This is a genomic window from Pseudoalteromonas rubra (assembly GCF_005886805.2).
GTDB lineage: Bacteria > Pseudomonadota > Gammaproteobacteria > Enterobacterales > Alteromonadaceae > Pseudoalteromonas > Pseudoalteromonas rubra_D.
In genome coordinates, this window is sequence record NZ_CP045429.1 from 98,189 (window position 1) to 116,676 (window position 18,488).

Sequence of the window (18,488 nt, forward strand, 5' to 3'; positions counted from 1 at the left end):
TGAGGAGTAAACGTGAAGAAATCTTTTTTAAATTACATAAAGAAAAGCGTTAATGGTGTTGCATATATAGCGAACGAAAAAAAAGGCCCTATTCTAGGCTTTGAAAAATCCAATGAGGACTTGTTGAAAGGGTTTCAACTTTATAAAAGCCCACGAGGCGTAAGCGTATTGTACTGGTTTTTCCCTATGATACAGTTGCATAGTGATAAATTGATGGGGTTCTTTGGCTTTATTCCTTATTCTGGACGACCTGAAAGAGGGGATCTATCTCTGATTAGCAAAGATAAATATAGCGAAGAAGAAATTAGAGATGTAATTGTGGAAACTATTTTTTTAAATAGAGAAGTCGTGGATAAAACATCTACTTTAAGAGAACTTGCCTTTTTGCTAGAGAATAAGTTTGAGTCAAATTTATCTAGTCCAATTAACGCAGCGAATTTTTCCACTCTATGTTATGCAATTGGCGAAAGAGAAAAGGCTAAAAAATATATCTCAGCAGCATACAGCAGTTCAAATGAGAGGCATGTTGCACATGAAAAAATATGTGAATTTTATAATGCATTGACCAATGAGAACTGGCCTAAGGCCGATGAGCTCATTGAGATATATAAGAAAAAAAACCTAGAGGTTGCTGTAAAAAATAGACTTTTTTACTGGCAGTAAAAGAGTTACAAAGATAAGAAATTAAAGTTACATGACCATCTACCCTAAAGTGGTGTACTTCAATCTAGAAAATAGGGGTAGGTGTCCCTGAAAACTCTATCGACTTGTTGGTCCGGCTGGAGTGTGACATAAAATACGGCATTGCCTTAGTCGAGAGGTTAAAAATAAATGAAGAAAACGCTTTGCTCACTTGTCTTTTTTACCTTATTGGGGTGTGGAGATCCTGCTCCCCAAGAATTACTGAATGATTATTATCTATCATCTACTAACTCGAGTAATACTTATATTACAAAAGGGGCTAGCATAGTGATAAGGTCTGATGTCGTTTATACAGAAATAAAGGGTGACTTTATTATTGGAAAAAGGATTTTTTCTGACTATCCAGATCATAATGATAGAAATGAAGATGAATTGGGTTATTTCTTCATAAATACAAAAACTGGAGAGGTAAAATTAGGCTTGGAAGAAAAGGGCGTAGAGTTTATTGAGCATCTAAGGTAACTTAAGTTAGTTTTGGGAGCACCCGGCCCAAATGGATCTTAAAACTGCCCACAATTTGGCCTGTGAATTTACGGGCGTTTGTGAAAATAAACGGTTTACTAGGAGGTAATATGGGGAACCCTCTGGGAGTTGTTCTCTTAATTGTTGCAGTTGGATTTTTTTTGTATGGTGCAAAATGTATGTTGCTTTTTTTCACCGGGTTTTGGGGGAAGAAAGAGCTAACAGGAGGCTTCCTGTTAAAAGGTATTGTTTCACTCTTCGCTGCATTTTTCATATTCATTGTTATAACTAGTAACTCGGAATACTTTGAATTGAAGCGCACTGAGCCTAATTCTGTTAGGTTCAAGGCATAGCAGCCCTTGTGTTTAAATAGTAGTTTGTATCAAACATCCACCTCCAAGGCAGCTGCAACAACCTTAAAGATGAGCATCAGGAAAAACAACCGGGCGTCAGGCAACGCCCAGCTAGTTCTAACTTAACCTACCGCTTAAAAATCCCTCTCATCGGGCCTAACAGGTTATTAGGGTCGAACCAGTTTTTCAGTATTTTCAGTAAAAACCACTTTCTGTGGTAATGCTTTTTCCAGTCTTTTGAGCTCATGGGGATAGCACCCACCGGATACTGGAAGCCGCCTAGCGCCCGTGCGCCTTCATAAATGCTTCTGTTGGCCTGGGTGAGTTGTTCAACCCGCTCGGGTGTGGGTGGAATGGCGGTGCGCATCAAGGAGAAGTAAACAAACTTGTCTTCTTCGGGGACGCTGAAAAACAAGCTGCCAAACGCATCTCTTTGCTGCATCGACATCAATACCGGGCCTGCGACGTCATTAGGCGGTGTATTGGCCAGGGTATCTTCGATAAATGCCTGGGCTTTTGATGCGGGGATCAGCAGTGGGCACCAGGGGTGGGGCAATGTCCAAAGTCCGGCCGCTTTGAGTTGTTCAACCACAGGTGCCAAACGGTTCAGGAACGTAAAGTAAGGGAGGTCCTGGATCACCTCTTCTCCATACACAAAGTTTAAGCCATCGAGTAGCTCGGCATCCACGGGAGGGGTATCCGGTTCAAAGTACTTAGCCAGTTGCATGACATAGCGCCAGCCACCGGCTGGATCGGGCTCTGCGCCACCCTGAACGCCATCAAAAATCCCTTCGTCCAGCAAGCGTTGATTGTCATTTAAGTAATGCGCTAAGTCATCATAAACCAGTTGGTAGGCTCTGACCTGGCTGGGAGCTAGCTCCAGCTCAAAGCCAGCCTCTACAATGATACCGAGCTGACCCAGCCCACCTTTCATTGAATGGAATAGCATGCTGTTTTGGTATGGCGAACAGGTGAGTAAGCGCCCGTCACCGGTAATGACTTTGAGGTGGCAGATATTATCGGCCATACAGCCATGTTTGAAAGACTGCGCACCCAGGCCGCCCACGGCCAGGGTTCCGCCAACACTCAAATCAACAAAGTCCGTGACTATCGGTAACCCCAAATTGAGCGGTACGGTTTTGCTGAGTAAATCAATCCAGCGAGCGCCAGCCTGGGCAGTAATTTGTTGATTATTAACGTCGTAGACATCCGATAATGTCACCATGTCAATGACAACACCGCCCTGGGTTTGCGTTTCTCCATTGGTAGAATAGCCTTGCCCTTTTACCGCCACTGTTAAATCATGCTGGTTGGCAAATTGGACCATCTCGATGATGTCCTGATAGGTGGCTGGTTTTAAAATCGCCCGAGACACATAGTGATGAATGTGGCCAAAATCGTCGGCGGCTTCGCTGAGGCTGGTTTCATCTGTGATCAGTTCCCCTTCGAACACCGGAAAGTTACTGGCAAACACCTCGGGTGGTAAGGTGAGTAAATCAGTTTCATTTGCCCAGCTTTGACTTTGCAAGTTAAACCCAACAACCAGGCTACCTACCCCTATTTTCTTAATAAAGTCTCTGCGAGATGACTCTTTAATCATACATCCTCCTTATATTACTGACGCAAAACGGCATGCTTAAAATCCGATTTGGCAGTGAGAAACTCGCGCTTAATGCTGGCCCGCATTCAGTGGTTGCTACCCTGGTATAGTGACAGCTGCTTACATGTGTTTACTCCTGACACAGAGCCTCAGCGCTTGGTAAATATGTGTATTGGATATGTTCCGTACCATTAACTGTCTGAAATCAGTCAAGTCCTGCATTAGCGGTACTCACCTGACCATGTGCAGCGGACTGGGTTTATTTAACGCGTCAGCCGCAATATCACTATATCAACATAAACATAAAATTTACAAGTTTTTAACCAAAAGGTGAGCTGATAGCGCAAGGATGGGGAGAGACTGGAGCGGTCTGTGCTAACGCCCTGTGCATTGCATCAGGGCGCCAGGCAGGTAGAATAGGTGTTACAGCTTTATCAGACCACAGGTTCTAGTACTTCTTCTGGCCTGCCATCTTGTGTGACTTTACCGTCTTTAATTTCAATAATGCGATCCATCATAGCGAGCACGTCATAAGAGTGCGCAACCGAAATCACGGTTTTACCCTTCATTAGTGTTTTGAGAGACGCGATAAACTCAGCTTTAAGCACCGGGTCCAGGGCGCTGGTTGCTTCGTCCAGTAAGAGGATCTTTTTATTTCTGAGTATTGCTCTGGCCAGTGCCAGACGCTGTCGCTGGCCACCAGACAGTTGCCCGCCATTTTCACCAATAAAGGCCGATAAGCCTGTGCGACCCCGGGCGTCAGTGTAGTTTTCTACAAATGTCAGAGCATTGGCCTGTGCCAGTGCCTGTTTTACAGCATCCCGGCTGACGTTATTCAAACCAAACGCCACATTCTCATAAATGCTCTGATTAAACAGGCCGATATCCTGGTTCAAAAAGCTAATCTCACTACATACTTTGTCTGTTGAGTAGTCTTCGATGTTTTTACCATCAATATAAATCGCGCCTTCTTCAATTTCGTCAATGCCGGCAAGCATATTAAGGAGCGACGATTTACCCGCACCGGAAGGGCCGATGATCCCGACTTTTTCACCGGCTTTGATTTTTAAAGACAGATCGGTGAACAACGGCGCTTTGTTTTCATAGCCAAACTCCACCTGTTTGAATGTGATTTTCCCGTTCGGGACATTAAAATTGCCTTCGTCTTCTATGGGTTCTACATCTTCCAGAAATTCGTTGACGACCTCTCTGCCCACCGTAACCTGACCCCAGGAGACAAAGAAGGCATCAAATTCGTCCTGGCACCATTGTGACAGCGATATCACCCGGTAAACCAGGGCAAGCACCATGGAAAATTCACCAATTGAGATACTGCCTTGCATCCACAGTTGCAAACACAATGCACCCGTACCGACCACTAACAGGCCATTTAGGAGCCCAACCACAGAGGCAAAGTTAGAGAACACACGGAATTCCTTTGCCACCACTCTACGGTGTCGAGTGGCCCATTTCTCGGCAAACTGTTGTTCATAGTCGGCGTTCGAGAGCATTTTTACAGTGCGGATACGTGCAAAACGCTCGGTGAACTTTCCGGTGATCTGCGCGCAACTTTCTGCTTCGAGTCGGTTGGTGGTTTTGGCTTTGGGGATCCATTGCCCCAGTAGCATAGCCAAAAACAGACCGGTCCAGACAAGGAAAGGCAGTGCCAGCCAGCCGTCAATGTTACCGACGTAAAACAGCAATGCCCCCAGAAACGCCAGTAAAAACCCGGCAAAACCACAAAACTGTAATACCACATCGATAATCGCCTCGGAGGTATCCACAATGACAATGGCGGTTGAGCCAGGATCATCTTCTTCGTGGTAACTGGCAGGAGAGGCAATCAGAGTGCGATACAGTTTTATGATGGTATTTTTTTGCAGGTTTGGTCCGAGTAACTGATGAAACACCAGGTTTTTAATTAGGGTGATGGTGGGGATCACCACGGCGATGGCTACCGCGACGAGGGCCAGCGTGTGCCCTTTGTCATTGAGCTGTACGCTGCCGCTTGCGCTATCCAGCCAGTCGACTAAGTCGCCTAAAAAGTCGAACGTCACAATCTGTAACAGGCCGCCAAACAAAGAAATAACAAAGGCGATGGCTATCCAGCCAGAGAACTCTTTGGCGCACTGACGAATAAACGGCAGGTTGTGCTCTGCTGGTGTTAACTGGCTGTCAAAGGTGTCTTTGTGACCTAATTTTTCAAATAGCTTAAATAATGATTTCATTGTGTTGTGTGGCACCTGGGCGGATCGGGTTTTGCTCTGGCAGTGTTGCCGGAACCTGGCACAAATAAGCCACTGGCACGATGACAGGGTGTCGTGACAGTGGCTCTGAGTGTGATGGTAATTTACCTTTATGTCATGCAGGAGAAAGGCTTACTCGTCATCGTCACTCTGATTGGACGTTGCCGGGGTGTAGTCATCCCAGTCACCGGCTTCTGGCATCGACAGCTCATCCACATTTTCGCATTTCACAGCCTGATTAACGTAATTTCGCATGTCTTTTGACAGGAAGAAAGCACCAAAGTGGGCCTCAGGTGAATAGTATTTAGTGTGAATGTCGGCCTGGGTAAAGCGTGATTCCAGCTCTTCAAGTGATAGCGTGTCTATGGTGCCATTGCGTGTTGCCCAGATAAATGCATGAGAGCCGCCAAAATAGTCGTAGCAGCCACCCATATAAATGCCCGCAGGGTTGTTAAACGCCTGGGTCAAACGCGACACCATAGACTGCATCATGTAGGGTTCAAAGTACGGTGTGCCACCTTGTGCGACCAAAATCCCGTCCGCCTTAAGTGCGGTTAGGCAATTGCCAAAGAAAGATTGGGTGAACAGAGTTTCTGATGCGCCGCCATCCGGATCTGCTGCATCCAGGATGATGAGATCAAAGCAATCACTGTACTGAGAGATGATCTCTGCACCATCCCCAATGCGCAATACAAATCTGGGGTCATCAAATGCGCCGTTGTTGATCTCGGGTAAAAACTCGCGGCTTAATTGAATGATTTGTTCATCAATGTCTACCATCACAACGTTTTCGACGCTCTTATGCTTTAAGACTTCACGAGCACTGCCGCCGTCTCCGCCACCCACAATTAGCACGTTTTTAATGTTGCCGTGAAACAGGATTGGGACATGCGCCATCATTTCATGATAAATGTGCTCACCCTTGGTGGTGACCTGAATACCGTCGTCTATGCGCATTACTTTACCCAGGTGACGGGTTTCGAAGATGCTGACATCCTGGAACTCGGTTTCTACGTCGACCAAATCTTTCTCTGAACGAAGTGCAATGTGAACACCACTTGTCATTTGCTCGTAATGCCAATTAATCTTAGTCATGTGCGTGAATACTCCGTTGTTATGCGGTTTTAAGGGTTGCGTGTAACTGGTTATCTAACAGGGGCTGAAATGCTCCGGTGCGACTCACAGAGCCACCCCGGGTGAGGGTATTAATGACCATTCGGCCCGGCTGAAAACACGCCTCTATCACTGGCAGACACAGTTCAGGCTGCGCTTCACCACACATAAAAATGTCCATGGCAGCAAAGTTGTACTCCGGCCAGGTGTGAATAGAAATATGGCTTTCGGCCAGAATGATCATGCCCGACACACCGCCGTTGGTTTCAAATGGGTGTAAATGGGTTTTCAAAATGGTGGCGTTTGCAGCGTTGGCACACTCAATCATCATCTTTTCTATGTGCGCTTCACCTATCAGGTTAGAAGCATCAAACAGGTCGACAATAATGTGCTGACCCAAAGGGTAAACCGACTGTGACTCTGGTGAGGGGATAGTCATATGTTTCCTCAGTGCTGTGTGATTGCCGCTTGAGTGGCCAGGCTTTGCCCAGTGAAACAAGCATGTTGTGAATGCAGACATTCCATCATTGAAATGTGCAACGAGTGTGGAGTCAGGCATGCATGCTGAAGCAGACGGGTTAGTATGCGGCAAGTGGTTATTACAGTTCTTATTAAAAACACAGTGCGCTCAGCAGGTTGTGACTTCAAAAAACAAGCGACAAGCACTGAAAAATGGCGCGTTGTTTTGACTTGGTGTTTAAATATAAGTCTGACAATGGAGGGAACGCGATGAATCGTCGTCGAAGGTTACACTACAGAGGAGTACTGTAATTCAAAGCTTTTATCCTGATTGTTTCTATTCTTATCATATTAATTGCACCAACGATTGAATGTGATGCGCTGGAAGAAACAAAAAAATATAAAGTTGACCTGGATACATTAATCATAAAGGATGTCGTTGCGTTGTACATGGGAGCAAACGGCACTGGCACATCCAGCTTGAGCGACCAGTAAGTAATTAGAAGGTAGTTCCAATGAATAAGAAACTGTTGCTATTGAAGCTTCCAATGAGCGTTGCGATCGTGCTTAGTACAAAAGGTGGTTACTTTTTAGGTGTGCCTCTTTTTGCTATTTATTACTTTTTATTCTATCGAAAGGTTATTGAATCGAAAGAATTTACTGAGCATGACAAAGGGCTTTTTAAAAAAACGCCCTATTGCATCGCTGTTGCCGCGCTTGGTGGAGGTTTAGAAAGCTTGTTCATATACGGGATTGCAGGCGTATGGTACGTGTACTATTTATTGAGTATCGACCCAGAAGCTTCTGATGAAAAACAACATCACTGACACCTGTTTAACACAAGCGCTTATCGAGTGTTTATTTGTGCAATAACGCCTGAGCGATGTTCACAAGAGAGAGGGATTCGCTATCGGGCATAAAAGCCGCCGTATAGGCGGTTCTTTTAAAAGCAATGGCGTGTGCACAAGAGTGAGGGATTCGTTTTCGGGCATAAAAAAACCGTCCACAATGGGACGGTTCTCTTAAAAGCAATGGCGGAGAAGGAGGGATTCGAACCCTCGATAGGGCTACAAACCCTATACTCCCTTAGCAGGGGAGCGCCTTCAGCCACTCGGCCACCTCTCCGGCGCAAAAACTTAAAAATGGCGGAGAGATAGGGATTTGAACCCTAGATACGCTATTAACGTATGCCGGTTTTCAAGACCGGTGCTTTCAACCACTCAGCCATCTCTCCATGGGCAAAGATAATACTTAGCGAATTTAGCGCTGTAAATAGTTTTTGAATTGTTTGCTTAAATTTTGTGCGGATATGTGCAGTTTTTTACGACTTTGGCCGATTTGTGGTCGATTCGGTGTGTTTTATGATATTGAAATAGGTGTACAGAGATGGGAAGTGAGCATGATCGGTTGGGGAGATCATGCTCGAGACAGACTTACTTATACATAACCACCTGACTTAACATCAGTTGTTTACCCATGTTATTTAACCAAGCCGTTAGTTTAAAGCGACGCTTGATAACTGGCGCTTCGACTGTGTTTAGGGTGGTTTGCGTGTTGCTGCACGCTGCAGCTGAATTAAGCATGTCTGACTCCTCAAAATTTTAATGTAATGTTTGTCTGTATCGACATGGTTATTTTGCGTGCATTGTGGCTAAAAATAAAACGATAAAAATTGCTGGTGAGAGATTAGAAAAACTAATGTAAAATGTGTTTTCTATTCATTTTATAATCTTTCAATTGGTTTTTTATTCACTTGTTCGAATAGCTGGTTTTGTATTTTTTATCACTAAAACAGTGGCTTGTTGTTTTTTCGCTGTTTTTGTTGATGTTGTTGTGGGTAATTATTCAGATAAGTTGATTTTGTTATTTTGGGGGTTGTTTGTTAGTTGTATATAAACCGGGAAGTGGGCGGAAATTGCAACGCCATGTACGTTGGTTACGCGCGCAGGCTGAGCAACGCCAGATCACCCTCAGCTGGTATGAGACGACCGGGTTTTATGGCCGGGACAATGAGGCGATCCGTTTGCTGCTCCAGACTGAGTCATCGGTGGTGGTGGTCGGGGGCGATGGGACCATCAACCTGGTTGTCAATGCGATGTGTGGAAAGTCGGCTCAGCTGGCATGTCTGCCAGCAGGCACGGGCAATGATTTTTGCCGTCAGTTTGGTTACACAGAAAAGCAATGGCGTGAGACGGTCTTTTCATCGCACAGTATCGCATTGGACCTGGGCGCAATAGGCGAGCGCTGTTTTGTAAATATTGCCGGAGTGGGATTTAATGCCGACGTTGTGCAAAGCCTGCGAGGACAAAAGTATGGCGGGGCACTGAGCTATGTCTGGGGCGGCCTTAAACAGTTGTTTTGTGCGCCAACTATTGAGCTCAAAACGGCTCAGGGCAGGGGCTTAACACAGGGCATGATGTTACTTTTGGCCAATGGCCGTTTTTTTGCTGCCGGGCTGCAACCTGCACCTTTAGCACAGTTGCAGGATGGTCAGTTGGAGTGTGTGTGGTTTTCTGCCAAAACCTGGTGGCAGCGGCTGATTGTGTTTGCGGCGATGCTGGTGGGATGTCATCAGCGCTTACCCTGGGTGCACCGGGAAAAGCGCACCCAACTGGATATTGTGACGCCGGGGCTGGCCGTGGAGGCAGACGGCGACCTGGTGGCAACAACGCCGGTGACGATCCGCAGCCTGCCTGGGGCCATACAACTCAGGAGTTTGCCCGGGACGGCGTCGTCGGGCTGAGCCAGGCGCGAATACGCTGGTACGGTGTGAGTACGATGGCGTTACCAATCAGGACCAAAGAGAATCCGATAAAGGTGTTGAGTTGCCAGACAAACCCTTCAAACCAGGTACTGAGTGTCACTGCGACCAGCGGAAATAGCACAATCAGGTAGCTGGCTTTTTCCGGGCCAATGTTTTTTAGCAAGTGGAAGTAACAGGCAAACGCGATCACTGTGCCAAACACCGACAGGTACAATAACGACCCCCAATATTGCGCATCGGCCTCAATACTAAACTGTAATGGGCTGAACGCCACATAACCGCCTAAAAATAGCGCGCTATACAGCATACCCCAGGCATTCCCCTGCAACACCCCAATCTGGCGATTGGAATTACGCACACTGACCATGTTGCCGAGCGAGGCGATAAACATACCAGCCAGTGCCAGCAGTAACCCGATGAAAGCGTCGCTGTTGAGATCGGCATTGACCAAGTCTTGCCAAAATAAGCTGACGATGCCACCGAGCCCCAGTGCTGCACCAAGGTAGATGCGGCCCGCAATGGGCTTGGCAAAAAACAATCGGGTATTGACGATATTAGCGACCAGTAATAGTGAAAAGGCAATGGAAGCCATTGCGGAGGTCAGGCTGCCTTGCGCCCAGTACAGGAAGAGGTAATTTAAGCCAAAGTTACCCAGTGCCAGCAGCATAAAGAAGCCATGATCCGTGAGTGAGTATCGCATCGGCGGGCGTTTGATCAGCACATAACACCACATGCAAGCAGCAGAGATTGCGAAGCGGTAAAACAAAGAGACCACTTCGTCTACCGTACCCAGCTGGAATTCGATCGCCAGCCAGGTGGAGCCCCAGATCAGGACGGTAATCGTATACAGAAAAACGTTATTCATTCTTTTAACTCACAAGAAGGACTAGTCAGCGTGGCCAGTTTAGCGATATATTCTGTACATGCTAGATACAAAAAATGTGTTTTTATACCTGTACAGATGAATCATACGACTTTAAAGCCTGGTTACTTATATCAGCAAGTGATTACCGTAATACGTGACATGGCCGAACAGGGGTTGCTCAACCCGGGCGATAAATTACCGTCGCTAAGGGCCATGGCAAGCCGGTTGCGGGTCAGTATTCCCACCGTTCAGCAGGCTTACCAGCACCTTGAAATGTCGGGTCAGATTGTGGCGCGTGAGAAGTCGGGGTATTTTTTGCAAGATGGTCAACAGGCGGCGACACCACAGCGCAGCAAATTACCGGCTAAGCCTGTGATGGTAAACAAGCAGCAGCTGATTGAACACGTGTATGAAGGGATCCATTTGTCGGATGTTGCCCCGCTGGGGCTGGCAAACCCCGTTGCAGCGTCAAGCCCGCAACAGGCGCTGGCCAGAAGTATGCGCCAGGCAATGCGACAGGCTCAGGCGCGTATGCTGGACTACGGAGCCATTGATGGCCTGAAGATGCTTAAAGCACAGGTGGTGCAATATTATCTGGCATTGGGACTGACGGTGAATAGTGATGAGCTGATCATCACCAATGGTGCCCAGGAAGCGATAGCCATTGCGCTACAGTGTGTCACTCAACCCGGAGACATAGTGGCCATTGAGTCACCTTGTTACTTTGGGATTGTTGAGCTGGTCGAAAACCTCGGTCTGAAAGCGATCGAAATTCCCGTTTGTCCGGATGATGGCATTTGGCTCGATGATCTCAGTGCCGCTCTGGCACGGCATCCGATCAAGGCCTGTCTGTTCTCAACCAGTATCAATAATCCACTGGGCAGTCAGATGCCTGAATCTCGCATGCAGCAGTTGTTGCAGCTGCTCCGTGCGCACGATGTGGTGCTGATCGAAGATGATGTATATGGAGACCTGTATTTTGGTGAGCAAAGAGTCAGGCCTGCACAGTGCTTTGCTCAACCGGGTGAGGTACTGACCTGCTCGTCGTTTTCTAAAACGGTGGCGCCAGGCTATCGTGTTGGCTGGATGCTGGCAGGGCCACACAGCGCCCGGGCAAAGCGCTTTAAGCGGGCACTGAGCTGCTCTGCACCTATGATGAATCAATGGGCACTGGCAGACTTTATGGCCAGTGGTGAGTTTCAGCGTCATTTGCGACAACTTCGTAAGCGCCTGTTTGATAATAAGCAAAAGATGCGCCTGGCGGTTCAGAAGTATTTTCCTGACCATGTTCGTGTCAGTGATCCCAAAGGGGGATGTGTGTTATGGCTGGACCTGGGGGAAGAATATGACGGTGGGCTGTTTTTTCAGCTGGCCCTGCAGGCGGGGATCAGTGTCGCACCCGGTGCGATATTCAGTGCGTATGAGCGGTACCGAAGTTGTGTGCGGATCAGCTACGGTTTACCCTGGTGCGATAACATGGAAGGTTATGTTCGCACCCTGGGTGAGTTGGTAGCTCAGGCAAAAAAGCAGCCACACATGAAATAAGTAGTTAGCTTAGACAAGTGTGGCTGACTGCACAGGGATAACCGGGGCTTAGCGATAAGCGAATAACTGATACCCTTTCATCTGGGGGATCATTGCACTGAGCTGTGACTCCTGCTCTGCGATGGATTTGAAGTTGCCACACAAGGCATCAGCCTGCTGTTCCAGCAAGTCTGCCTGATATGCGATTTTTTGTTCAATCTCGGTACCCAGATTTTCCATCCGTTGCTCGAACCGCGCCATATCGCCACCTGAGCTGACCATTTCAGATCCGATAGCAACCAGCAGGCTGCCTATGGATTCCATCATGGCACCTTCAACGGCTTGCTCTATTTTTTCTTCAAACTGATGCTCAAAGTGTTCACCAAATTCATTAAAGGTTTGTTCACCCATCACGAAAGTACCTTGCTGATAAAACGCGCCTTCGATTTCAGTGTGCAGCTCATCCATCAGGCCTGACAGCGACTCGAAGCCATGCAGATTAAAGGCACTGGCGACTTCCTCAATGGCAACGCCGGCCAGTTCCACGCCTTGCAATGCAATACTAGCGACTTTGGGCAGTTCGCCTCTGAGGGTATCCGCATATGCTTGCATGGCCACGCGTTCATCCTGGCTCAGTGACACGGGTTGATCCGCGATATAAAGAAAGCCCTGAGCATCTATCATCAAAGGCTGACCTGAGCCGTTTTTGATGTACACCTGATCGGGCGTAATGTGTACGTCGTTTTTAAAATCGACGGCACATTCATCTGTGCTGACAGAAAAGTGGCTATCTGAATGGGCAGCGACCTGAGTGGACAAAACCAGAGTTGAAGCAAGCAGCATGGTTTTCATAATGTGTTCCTTGATGTGTTGATGACCAGTATGAAATAACAAGAACAATGCCACTTTATTATGTTGTTGATAGATAATGGGTTTTGTCATTTTTATCTCTGAGGTGCGGTATCACTTTGTCGGTAATATGACCAAAAAGTGGTGGTTTTAACCAGAGTGTTGCGTGGGGAAGTTGGCAATAAAAAATTTTTATCGTATGGATAAAAAAGACTTGCTTTTCAGCGCCTGCATTTAGCGCTAAATACTAACTTATGCAGCGTCATCATAGTGTGAACTGCTGGACTATTTTGCATAATTAAGTTTGGAGCTCATCGTGGGTAAAACATTTTCCTATGATCCGTTAGATGATGATTATGAAGACGACTTTGGGTCGTTGGATAAAGAACTACAGGCACAGCAAAAGAAACAGGTGAAACGTCGCCTGGATGATTATCTGGAGCAAAAACGCCTGAAGCGCAATCTTGGCGAGGACGATTTAGACTTTTTAGATGACTGAACCTGAGTGGCTACTTGGTTAGGAGCTAGGTGCACATGATATGTGCGCCGTGATACAAGGTAAAATCATAAGGCAGCAGAGGCTGCCTTATTGCTATTTACTGCTTAGTCTTTAAATGAGTTGTGGCAATCTTTACAGCCTTTCGCCCAATTCTTAAATGCCGCGCCAATGACTTTTTTGTCGCCTGACTCTGCTGCAACAGCCAGCTTTTGTGCGTAGTCTGCAAAAGCTTGTGCTTTTTTATCAAACGTTGCTCTGTCAGACCAGATGGCCGGCAGTGCGTCTGTTGCCCCCTTGTCTGAACCTGCCGGGAAGGCTTCCCATGGCATCGCTGATAAATGCGCAGCGTTGTTAGCACGTTGTTTAAAACGTTCAGCATCAAACGGGACTTTACCTTTGAGCATGTCACCCATATCACCAATCTGATAACGGATCAGTTGAAATGCCGCTTTACGGTATTCGATAGCGTCTTCTGGTTTTTCGAATAGTGAGCTTGCCTGTACATTTAAAGACAGTCCGGTTAATAAACTTGTTAATAATAGTGTAGTTCTCATTTCGACCCCTTAATTAAAAAAACTGCCTCTTTTCTATGCCTTTACAAAAGATATTGCAAGTCTCTTAGACGAGTTCGGAATTATGAACTACCTTTGATAATCAAATTGTGTGTATTTTGTTCATCTTGCTTTACAACAGCCTCAATATGACAACATTATTGCGGGTTGGTTTACGTTCGTTTACAGTTTTAAAGTCCTTTATAAACAGTTAGTTGTGTGGCAAGTTGTGATTTGAATGAAAAGTTTGTAACTTCTTTGTTTGTTTAATATTGTAATTAACAGGCGAGTCACACTATATTGATGGGCGAATCTACTCTCTAAAACTAAAAGAAACATCTTTTACACAACAAGTCCTAGGGGAAACTATGGCCAAGTATTCATTTAAAGCCACCGCGGTAGCATCTGCTGTCTCAGGTGCATTGATGGCAGCATCTGCAACGGCTGCAACCGTTCAGGTTCAACCAAGCACATCACTTAAAGTCAGCCAGGTTGCATTCGAACAAGGCAACACCGCTGAAGCGCGCACCAACGCATACCTAGTCGTTATGAAGCAAAACACGGCTGTAGATCTGGTTGCTAAAGGCGTATACAGCGAAGCAGCAGCAAAGCATACATTTGCTAGCGTACAGGCTGCTCAGTCTAACCTAAGACAGCAAATTCAACAGCTTGACTCAGGTGCTAAGGTACTTGGCGCAACTAAAGTACTTGCTTCTACTCTGATTGTTGAAGCATCAGACAGCACACTAGATAAGCTACGCAACAATGCTGCCGTTGAGCGCATTTTACCACTGAGAGATTCTCGACTGTTTGTTGAAGAAAGCTCAGGCTACATTGGTGCTGACTCAGTAAAACAAAACCTGGGCGTAACTGGTGAAGGCGTTAAAGTTGCTGTACTAGATACTGGTATCGATTACACGCACAAAGTGTTCAATGAAGCGGCTGGTACCGTTGAAGCGTATGAAGCTGAAGCGGCTGATCCGACAACAGTTGCTTGGCCACAAGGCCAGGTAAAAGGTGGTTATGACTTCGTTCGTAACGACGCTGACCCGATTGAAGATGATCCAAGATTCCGTGAAGGTGCGACCGAACTGACTGACCATGGTACGCACGTATCACACGATGTAACGGGCATTTCACCTGACGTTGAATTATATGTGTATTCTGTATGTGGCGGCGGCTGTACCTGGGCTGCACAGATCAGTGCACTTGAAGCGGCAATGGATCCAAATGGTGACGGCGACATCAGTGACCGTGTAGACCTGATGAATATGTCACTGGGTGGCGAGTTTGGTAACACGTTTACTGGTGATGGTACACAATACCTTATTCAGCGTGCAGTTGAGCTGGGTACTAACATGATCATCGCGGCTGGTAACGATGACGACATTCCATTCCGTGTTGGTGGTCCAAGTACAACTCCTAACGCGATGTCAGTGGCTTCTTTGACTCACCCGACACATGAGCGTTTGTTCGGCGAAGGCTCTATGGCAGGCTCTGAAACTGTGATCCAGCCTGCAAGCTTTGGTCCGCAAGAAGCATTCAGCTTCACACAAGATGACGCTGAGCTGGTTTATCCAAGCGAAAATCAAAATGGCTGTGACCTGGAAGGCGGTGCGAATCCGTTTGATGCGATGGACTTCACGGGTAAAGCGGTACTGATCGACCGTGGTGCTTGTGCGTTCACAGAAAAAGTACTTAACGCACAGGAAAAAGGTGCAGTACTTGTACTGATTGCGAACAACAACGATGATGGCACCCCTGCTCCTATGGGTGGTGGCGATCCAGAAGTAACTATTCCATCTGTAGGTATTAACTATGATGCAGGTGATGCCCTTAAGAACCAACTGCGTGATGGCGCGGCAACCTACAGCGTAAGCGGTGTGTTGAAAGCAACTACTGGCGGTGTATCTAGCTTCTCTTCACGTGGTCCTTCAATGGATGGCCTGTTGAAGCCGGAAATCGCGGCACCAGGTTCAGATATCCTTGCTGCCTACCCAGGCACAGGTGATCAACTGATCAGAAACTCAGGTACGTCTATGGCGAGCCCGATTGTAGCTGGTGCAGTTGCGCTGATGAAAGAAGGTCGTCCTGAGCTGGATGCATTTGAAATCAAAGCGATGCTGATGAACACCGCAGACCTTAATATTCACGTTGATTCACTGCATGTTGATCCTGAATCACCATTAGCACCAATCAGCCGTATCGGTGCCGGTCTGGTAGATGTTGAAAAAGCGATGGCTTCGCCGGTTGCTGCATGGAGCTGGATTTCTGAATATGAAACAAATCAAGGTGCATTGTCGTTTGGTTTTGATGTGCTTGAAGAAGTTACAACTTATACCAAAACAGTTGAGCTGAAGAACTTCTCTGATAAGCATAAGACTTATAACCTTCGCATCGAAGCGCGTTATGACAATGACGAAGATACAGGTGCGCTAAGCTGGGAATACCCAGAGGAAGTGACTGTTCCTGCGGGTCAAACGATTGCGTTTGACGTATCTGTGACAGTTGATCCTGCTAAGCTACCTGAGTGGGGCATGACTAACCCGCTATCAGCTGATGACCTTGGCCCTCGTACTGCTGCGTTGACCTTGTCAGAAATGGACGGTGCGCTGGTATTTAACGACGTTGAAACTGAAGGTGACCACGATCTACACATGGTTTACCACATGTTGCCTAAAGCGCATGTAGGCCTCGATCTACACCATGAAATGGTTAATGGCGAGCCGATGCTGGTTGCAATGAACAACGGTTACAGAACAGTTAACCCACTGGCAGATCAGCTAGTTGCTGTTGGTGAAGAAGCAAGCGAAGAAGAAAAAGCCTTCAACATCCTGGGTACAACGTTCAATGTGTTTGCCTCAGAAGGGTGTACAGATACAGGTCTATTCTTCACGGCATCAATGAAGTTACGTGATGATGTGACACATCTGCGTCAAGCTGGTTATCAGATGAATCTTGATACCAACAATGACGGCACTTTTGACTATGCACTATCGATTTACAACGATGTAGGTCGTAGCGCTGCTGTACCTGGTCGTGGTCGTACAGTATCAGGTCCAATTGTAGATGGTGCTCCATCATGGCAATTCTTGACGCCGATGTACCACGAGACAGGCTCAAGCACGGTTACCTTCGCTGGTTGTACCGATCTTATTGGTCTGACTTCTAATGAGCTGGGCAACGAAATGAGCATCGAAGCGCAGGTTGGTTGGGATAACTACCAGCTTGGTATCAGCACAGTAACTGACTCACTGACTGGTAACGCAATCTTCGGTACTTCAGCTGCAACGTTAGTAGATGCAGACGGCAACGCTGTAAGATCGCTAGCGCCGGGTGAAAAAGCGTATGTGAATACAGCAGCACCATTTGCAATTGCAGAAGCAAGCGGTACTGAAATTCTGGCTGCGGTAACTGAAGAAGTACTGGCGGGTCCAGATGCTGCGACGCCTCCTGCGATTGTAAGCATGATGCATGAGACGCCTGAGCACACTGAAACAGGTACCGTGTTAGGTCAGGTAGAGCTTGTAGAGCAAGAAGGCACAGTTGATGTTTCTGAATTCTATGTCCGCTTCCAGTCTAATGAAGGCATCACAGTAACTAAAGAAGGTGACATTGTTGTAACCAACGGTGACCTGCTAGATTACGATGCTGGCGTACACCAGGTTGAGCTGGTTGTTGTAGCGATTGACGTACAAGGTAACGTGTCTGAGCAAGGTTACATCACAGTGATGATTACCAACGAAGCAGATACTGTTGAAGAGCAGACGCCAGTTATTGCTCCTGACCAGACCTTTGAAGTGATGGAAAATGCAGAAGAAGGCACTGAAGTTGGCATGCTGATGGTGATGGATCAGGACGATGACCTGGTATCTTTCAGCGTTGAAGGCAGCTCTTCATTTGCAATCGATGAGGAAGGTTACATCACAGTTGTTGGTCCTATCGACTACGATGCAAGCGACATGATCACGATTAAAGTTACTGCGCACGATAAAGCGGGTAACATGTCTGAGCCTGTAGCGGTTGTTTTCTACATCCTTGAAGACGAGTATGAAGGCACGCCAGTTGTTGAAATGAACCAACGTTTCTCAGTGAACGAGAATGCTGCAATCGGTACTGAGATTGGCCGACTAGCATACTCTGATATTGATGGTGACGTGACTCAGTTCGTAGTGACAGGTACTAACCTGGTGTCTATTGACGAAGACGGTATCATCACTGTGGCTGGCGACATTGACTTTGAGTACGAGCGTGTAATCAAGTTCAACGTTGTAGCTGTAGATGAAATGGGTAAATCGTCTGAACCTGTGATGGTTGAAGTTCGTGTGAACGACCTGACAGGTGGTGATGACAATGATGACGACGACTCAGGTTCACTGGCTTGGTTGACGTTACTTGCAGCTCCGTTTGCAGCACTACGTCGCCGTAAGCGTAAATAAGCAGCTAATACATCATTAGTTGAAGAAACCGTCTCGGGGTAACCCGAGGCGGTTTTTTTATA

Annotated in this window: 15 protein-coding genes and 2 tRNA genes; 7 read left to right on the top strand and 10 right to left on the bottom strand. The window is 46.9% G+C overall.

Annotated elements, in window-relative coordinates; all coding sequences use genetic code 11:
• The first annotated feature begins 12 nt into the window (after positions 1-12).
• Entirely contained in the window at positions 13-663 is a 651-nt protein-coding gene (locus CWC22_RS00365; RefSeq protein ID WP_138538826.1) for a hypothetical protein, read from the top strand.
• A gap of 168 nt (positions 664-831) precedes the next feature.
• Complete coding sequence (locus CWC22_RS00370) at positions 832-1,164, top strand: hypothetical protein (protein WP_138538825.1); 333 nt, start codon at positions 832-834, stop codon at positions 1,162-1,164.
• A gap of 480 nt (positions 1,165-1,644) precedes the next feature.
• Here the strand turns inward: CWC22_RS00370 and CWC22_RS00375 are convergent, their stop codons facing one another.
• From CWC22_RS00375 to speD, 4 genes are all read right to left on the bottom strand, one after another.
• Positions 1,645-3,117 carry an FAD-binding protein gene (locus tag CWC22_RS00375; RefSeq protein ID WP_138538824.1) on the bottom strand — a complete coding sequence of 491 codons (1,473 nt, stop codon included), beginning with the start codon at positions 3,115-3,117 and terminating at the stop codon, positions 1,645-1,647.
• Between the two features lie 434 nt (positions 3,118-3,551).
• Positions 3,552-5,345 (bottom strand): ABC transporter ATP-binding protein, encoded by a 1,794-nt coding sequence (locus tag CWC22_RS00380; RefSeq protein ID WP_138538823.1) that lies wholly within the window; start codon positions 5,343-5,345, stop codon positions 3,552-3,554.
• Between the two features lie 150 nt (positions 5,346-5,495).
• Entirely contained in the window at positions 5,496-6,458 is a 963-nt protein-coding gene (speE, locus tag CWC22_RS00385; protein ID WP_138538822.1) for a polyamine aminopropyltransferase, read from the bottom strand.
• Positions 6,459-6,477: 19 nt separating this feature from the next.
• Positions 6,478-6,915 carry an adenosylmethionine decarboxylase gene (gene speD, locus CWC22_RS00390; RefSeq protein ID WP_125564193.1) on the bottom strand — a complete coding sequence of 146 codons (438 nt, stop codon included), beginning with the start codon at positions 6,913-6,915 and terminating at the stop codon, positions 6,478-6,480.
• Between the two features lie 535 nt (positions 6,916-7,450).
• Here speD and CWC22_RS00395 point away from each other — a divergent pair.
• Positions 7,451-7,762 (top strand): hypothetical protein, encoded by a 312-nt coding sequence (locus tag CWC22_RS00395; protein ID WP_138538821.1) that lies wholly within the window; start codon positions 7,451-7,453, stop codon positions 7,760-7,762.
• Between the two features lie 205 nt (positions 7,763-7,967).
• Here the strand turns inward: CWC22_RS00395 and CWC22_RS00400 are convergent.
• From CWC22_RS00400 to CWC22_RS00410, 3 genes are all read right to left on the bottom strand, one after another.
• A tRNA-Ser gene (locus CWC22_RS00400) sits at positions 7,968-8,060 on the bottom strand.
• Between the two features lie 18 nt (positions 8,061-8,078).
• Positions 8,079-8,169 (bottom strand) — tRNA-Ser (locus tag CWC22_RS00405).
• Between the two features lie 199 nt (positions 8,170-8,368).
• Positions 8,369-8,518, bottom strand: coding sequence for a hypothetical protein (locus CWC22_RS00410; protein WP_155946211.1), 150 nt, complete (start codon positions 8,516-8,518; stop codon positions 8,369-8,371).
• Between the two features lie 296 nt (positions 8,519-8,814).
• Between CWC22_RS00410 and CWC22_RS00415 the strand changes: the two genes are divergently transcribed.
• Positions 8,815-9,678, top strand: a complete 864-nt coding sequence (locus CWC22_RS00415; protein WP_138538820.1) for a diacylglycerol/lipid kinase family protein — start codon at positions 8,815-8,817, stop codon at positions 9,676-9,678.
• Here the strand turns inward: CWC22_RS00415 and CWC22_RS00420 are convergent.
• Complete coding sequence (locus tag CWC22_RS00420) at positions 9,644-10,564, bottom strand: DMT family transporter (RefSeq protein WP_138538819.1); 921 nt, start codon at positions 10,562-10,564, stop codon at positions 9,644-9,646. The two genes, CWC22_RS00415 and CWC22_RS00420, sit on opposite strands and share 35 nt — an antisense overlap.
• Before the next feature lie 96 nt (positions 10,565-10,660).
• Here CWC22_RS00420 and CWC22_RS00425 point away from each other — a divergent pair, with 96 nt between their 5' ends.
• Complete coding sequence (locus CWC22_RS00425) at positions 10,661-12,109, top strand: PLP-dependent aminotransferase family protein (RefSeq protein WP_171045096.1); 1,449 nt, start codon at positions 10,661-10,663, stop codon at positions 12,107-12,109.
• 48 nt (positions 12,110-12,157) lie between these two features.
• On the opposite strand, the gene CWC22_RS00430 is transcribed toward CWC22_RS00425, so the two are convergent.
• The gene (locus CWC22_RS00430; protein WP_138538832.1) at positions 12,158-12,940 is read right to left on the bottom strand and encodes a DUF2884 family protein; all 783 of its coding nucleotides are present in this window, start codon (positions 12,938-12,940) and stop codon (positions 12,158-12,160) included.
• Positions 12,941-13,253: 313 nt separating this feature from the next.
• Between CWC22_RS00430 and CWC22_RS00435 the strand changes: the two genes are divergently transcribed.
• The gene (locus CWC22_RS00435; RefSeq protein ID WP_125564184.1) at positions 13,254-13,436 is read left to right on the top strand and encodes a PA3496 family putative envelope integrity protein; all 183 of its coding nucleotides are present in this window, start codon (positions 13,254-13,256) and stop codon (positions 13,434-13,436) included.
• Between the two features lie 104 nt (positions 13,437-13,540).
• Here CWC22_RS00435 and CWC22_RS00440 read toward each other — a convergent pair whose 3' ends face one another.
• Positions 13,541-13,990 carry a c-type cytochrome gene (locus tag CWC22_RS00440; protein ID WP_049864369.1) on the bottom strand — a complete coding sequence of 150 codons (450 nt, stop codon included), beginning with the start codon at positions 13,988-13,990 and terminating at the stop codon, positions 13,541-13,543.
• 365 nt (positions 13,991-14,355) lie between these two features.
• Between CWC22_RS00440 and CWC22_RS00445 the strand changes: the two genes are divergently transcribed.
• Positions 14,356-18,426 (top strand): S8 family serine peptidase, encoded by a 4,071-nt coding sequence (locus tag CWC22_RS00445; protein ID WP_138538817.1) that lies wholly within the window; start codon positions 14,356-14,358, stop codon positions 18,424-18,426.
• Positions 18,427-18,488 lie beyond the last annotated feature (62 nt).

What these genes read in the sequence shown, in the direction of transcription:
- CWC22_RS00370 (WP_138538825.1), top strand. Translation starts at nt 832, where the DNA reads ATGAAGAAAACGCTTTGCTCACTTGTCTTTTTTACCTTATTGGGGTGT.
- CWC22_RS00375 (WP_138538824.1), bottom strand. Translation starts at nt 3,117, where the DNA reads ATGATTAAAGAGTCATCTCGCAGAGACTTTATTAAGAAAATAGGGGTA.
- CWC22_RS00380 (WP_138538823.1), bottom strand. Translation starts at nt 5,345, where the DNA reads ATGAAATCATTATTTAAGCTATTTGAAAAATTAGGTCACAAAGACACC.
- speE (WP_138538822.1), bottom strand. Translation starts at nt 6,458, where the DNA reads ATGACTAAGATTAATTGGCATTACGAGCAAATGACAAGTGGTGTTCAC.
- speD (WP_125564193.1), bottom strand. Translation starts at nt 6,915, where the DNA reads ATGACTATCCCCTCACCAGAGTCACAGTCGGTTTACCCTTTGGGTCAG.
- CWC22_RS00395 (WP_138538821.1), top strand. Translation starts at nt 7,451, where the DNA reads ATGAATAAGAAACTGTTGCTATTGAAGCTTCCAATGAGCGTTGCGATC.
- CWC22_RS00410 (WP_155946211.1), bottom strand. Translation starts at nt 8,518, where the DNA reads ATGCTTAATTCAGCTGCAGCGTGCAGCAACACGCAAACCACCCTAAAC.
- CWC22_RS00420 (WP_138538819.1), bottom strand. Translation starts at nt 10,564, where the DNA reads ATGAATAACGTTTTTCTGTATACGATTACCGTCCTGATCTGGGGCTCC.
- CWC22_RS00425 (WP_171045096.1), top strand. Translation starts at nt 10,661, where the DNA reads ATGAATCATACGACTTTAAAGCCTGGTTACTTATATCAGCAAGTGATT.
- CWC22_RS00430 (WP_138538832.1), bottom strand. Translation starts at nt 12,940, where the DNA reads ATGAAAACCATGCTGCTTGCTTCAACTCTGGTTTTGTCCACTCAGGTC.
- CWC22_RS00440 (WP_049864369.1), bottom strand. Translation starts at nt 13,990, where the DNA reads ATGAGAACTACACTATTATTAACAAGTTTATTAACCGGACTGTCTTTA.
- CWC22_RS00445 (WP_138538817.1), top strand. Translation starts at nt 14,356, where the DNA reads ATGGCCAAGTATTCATTTAAAGCCACCGCGGTAGCATCTGCTGTCTCA.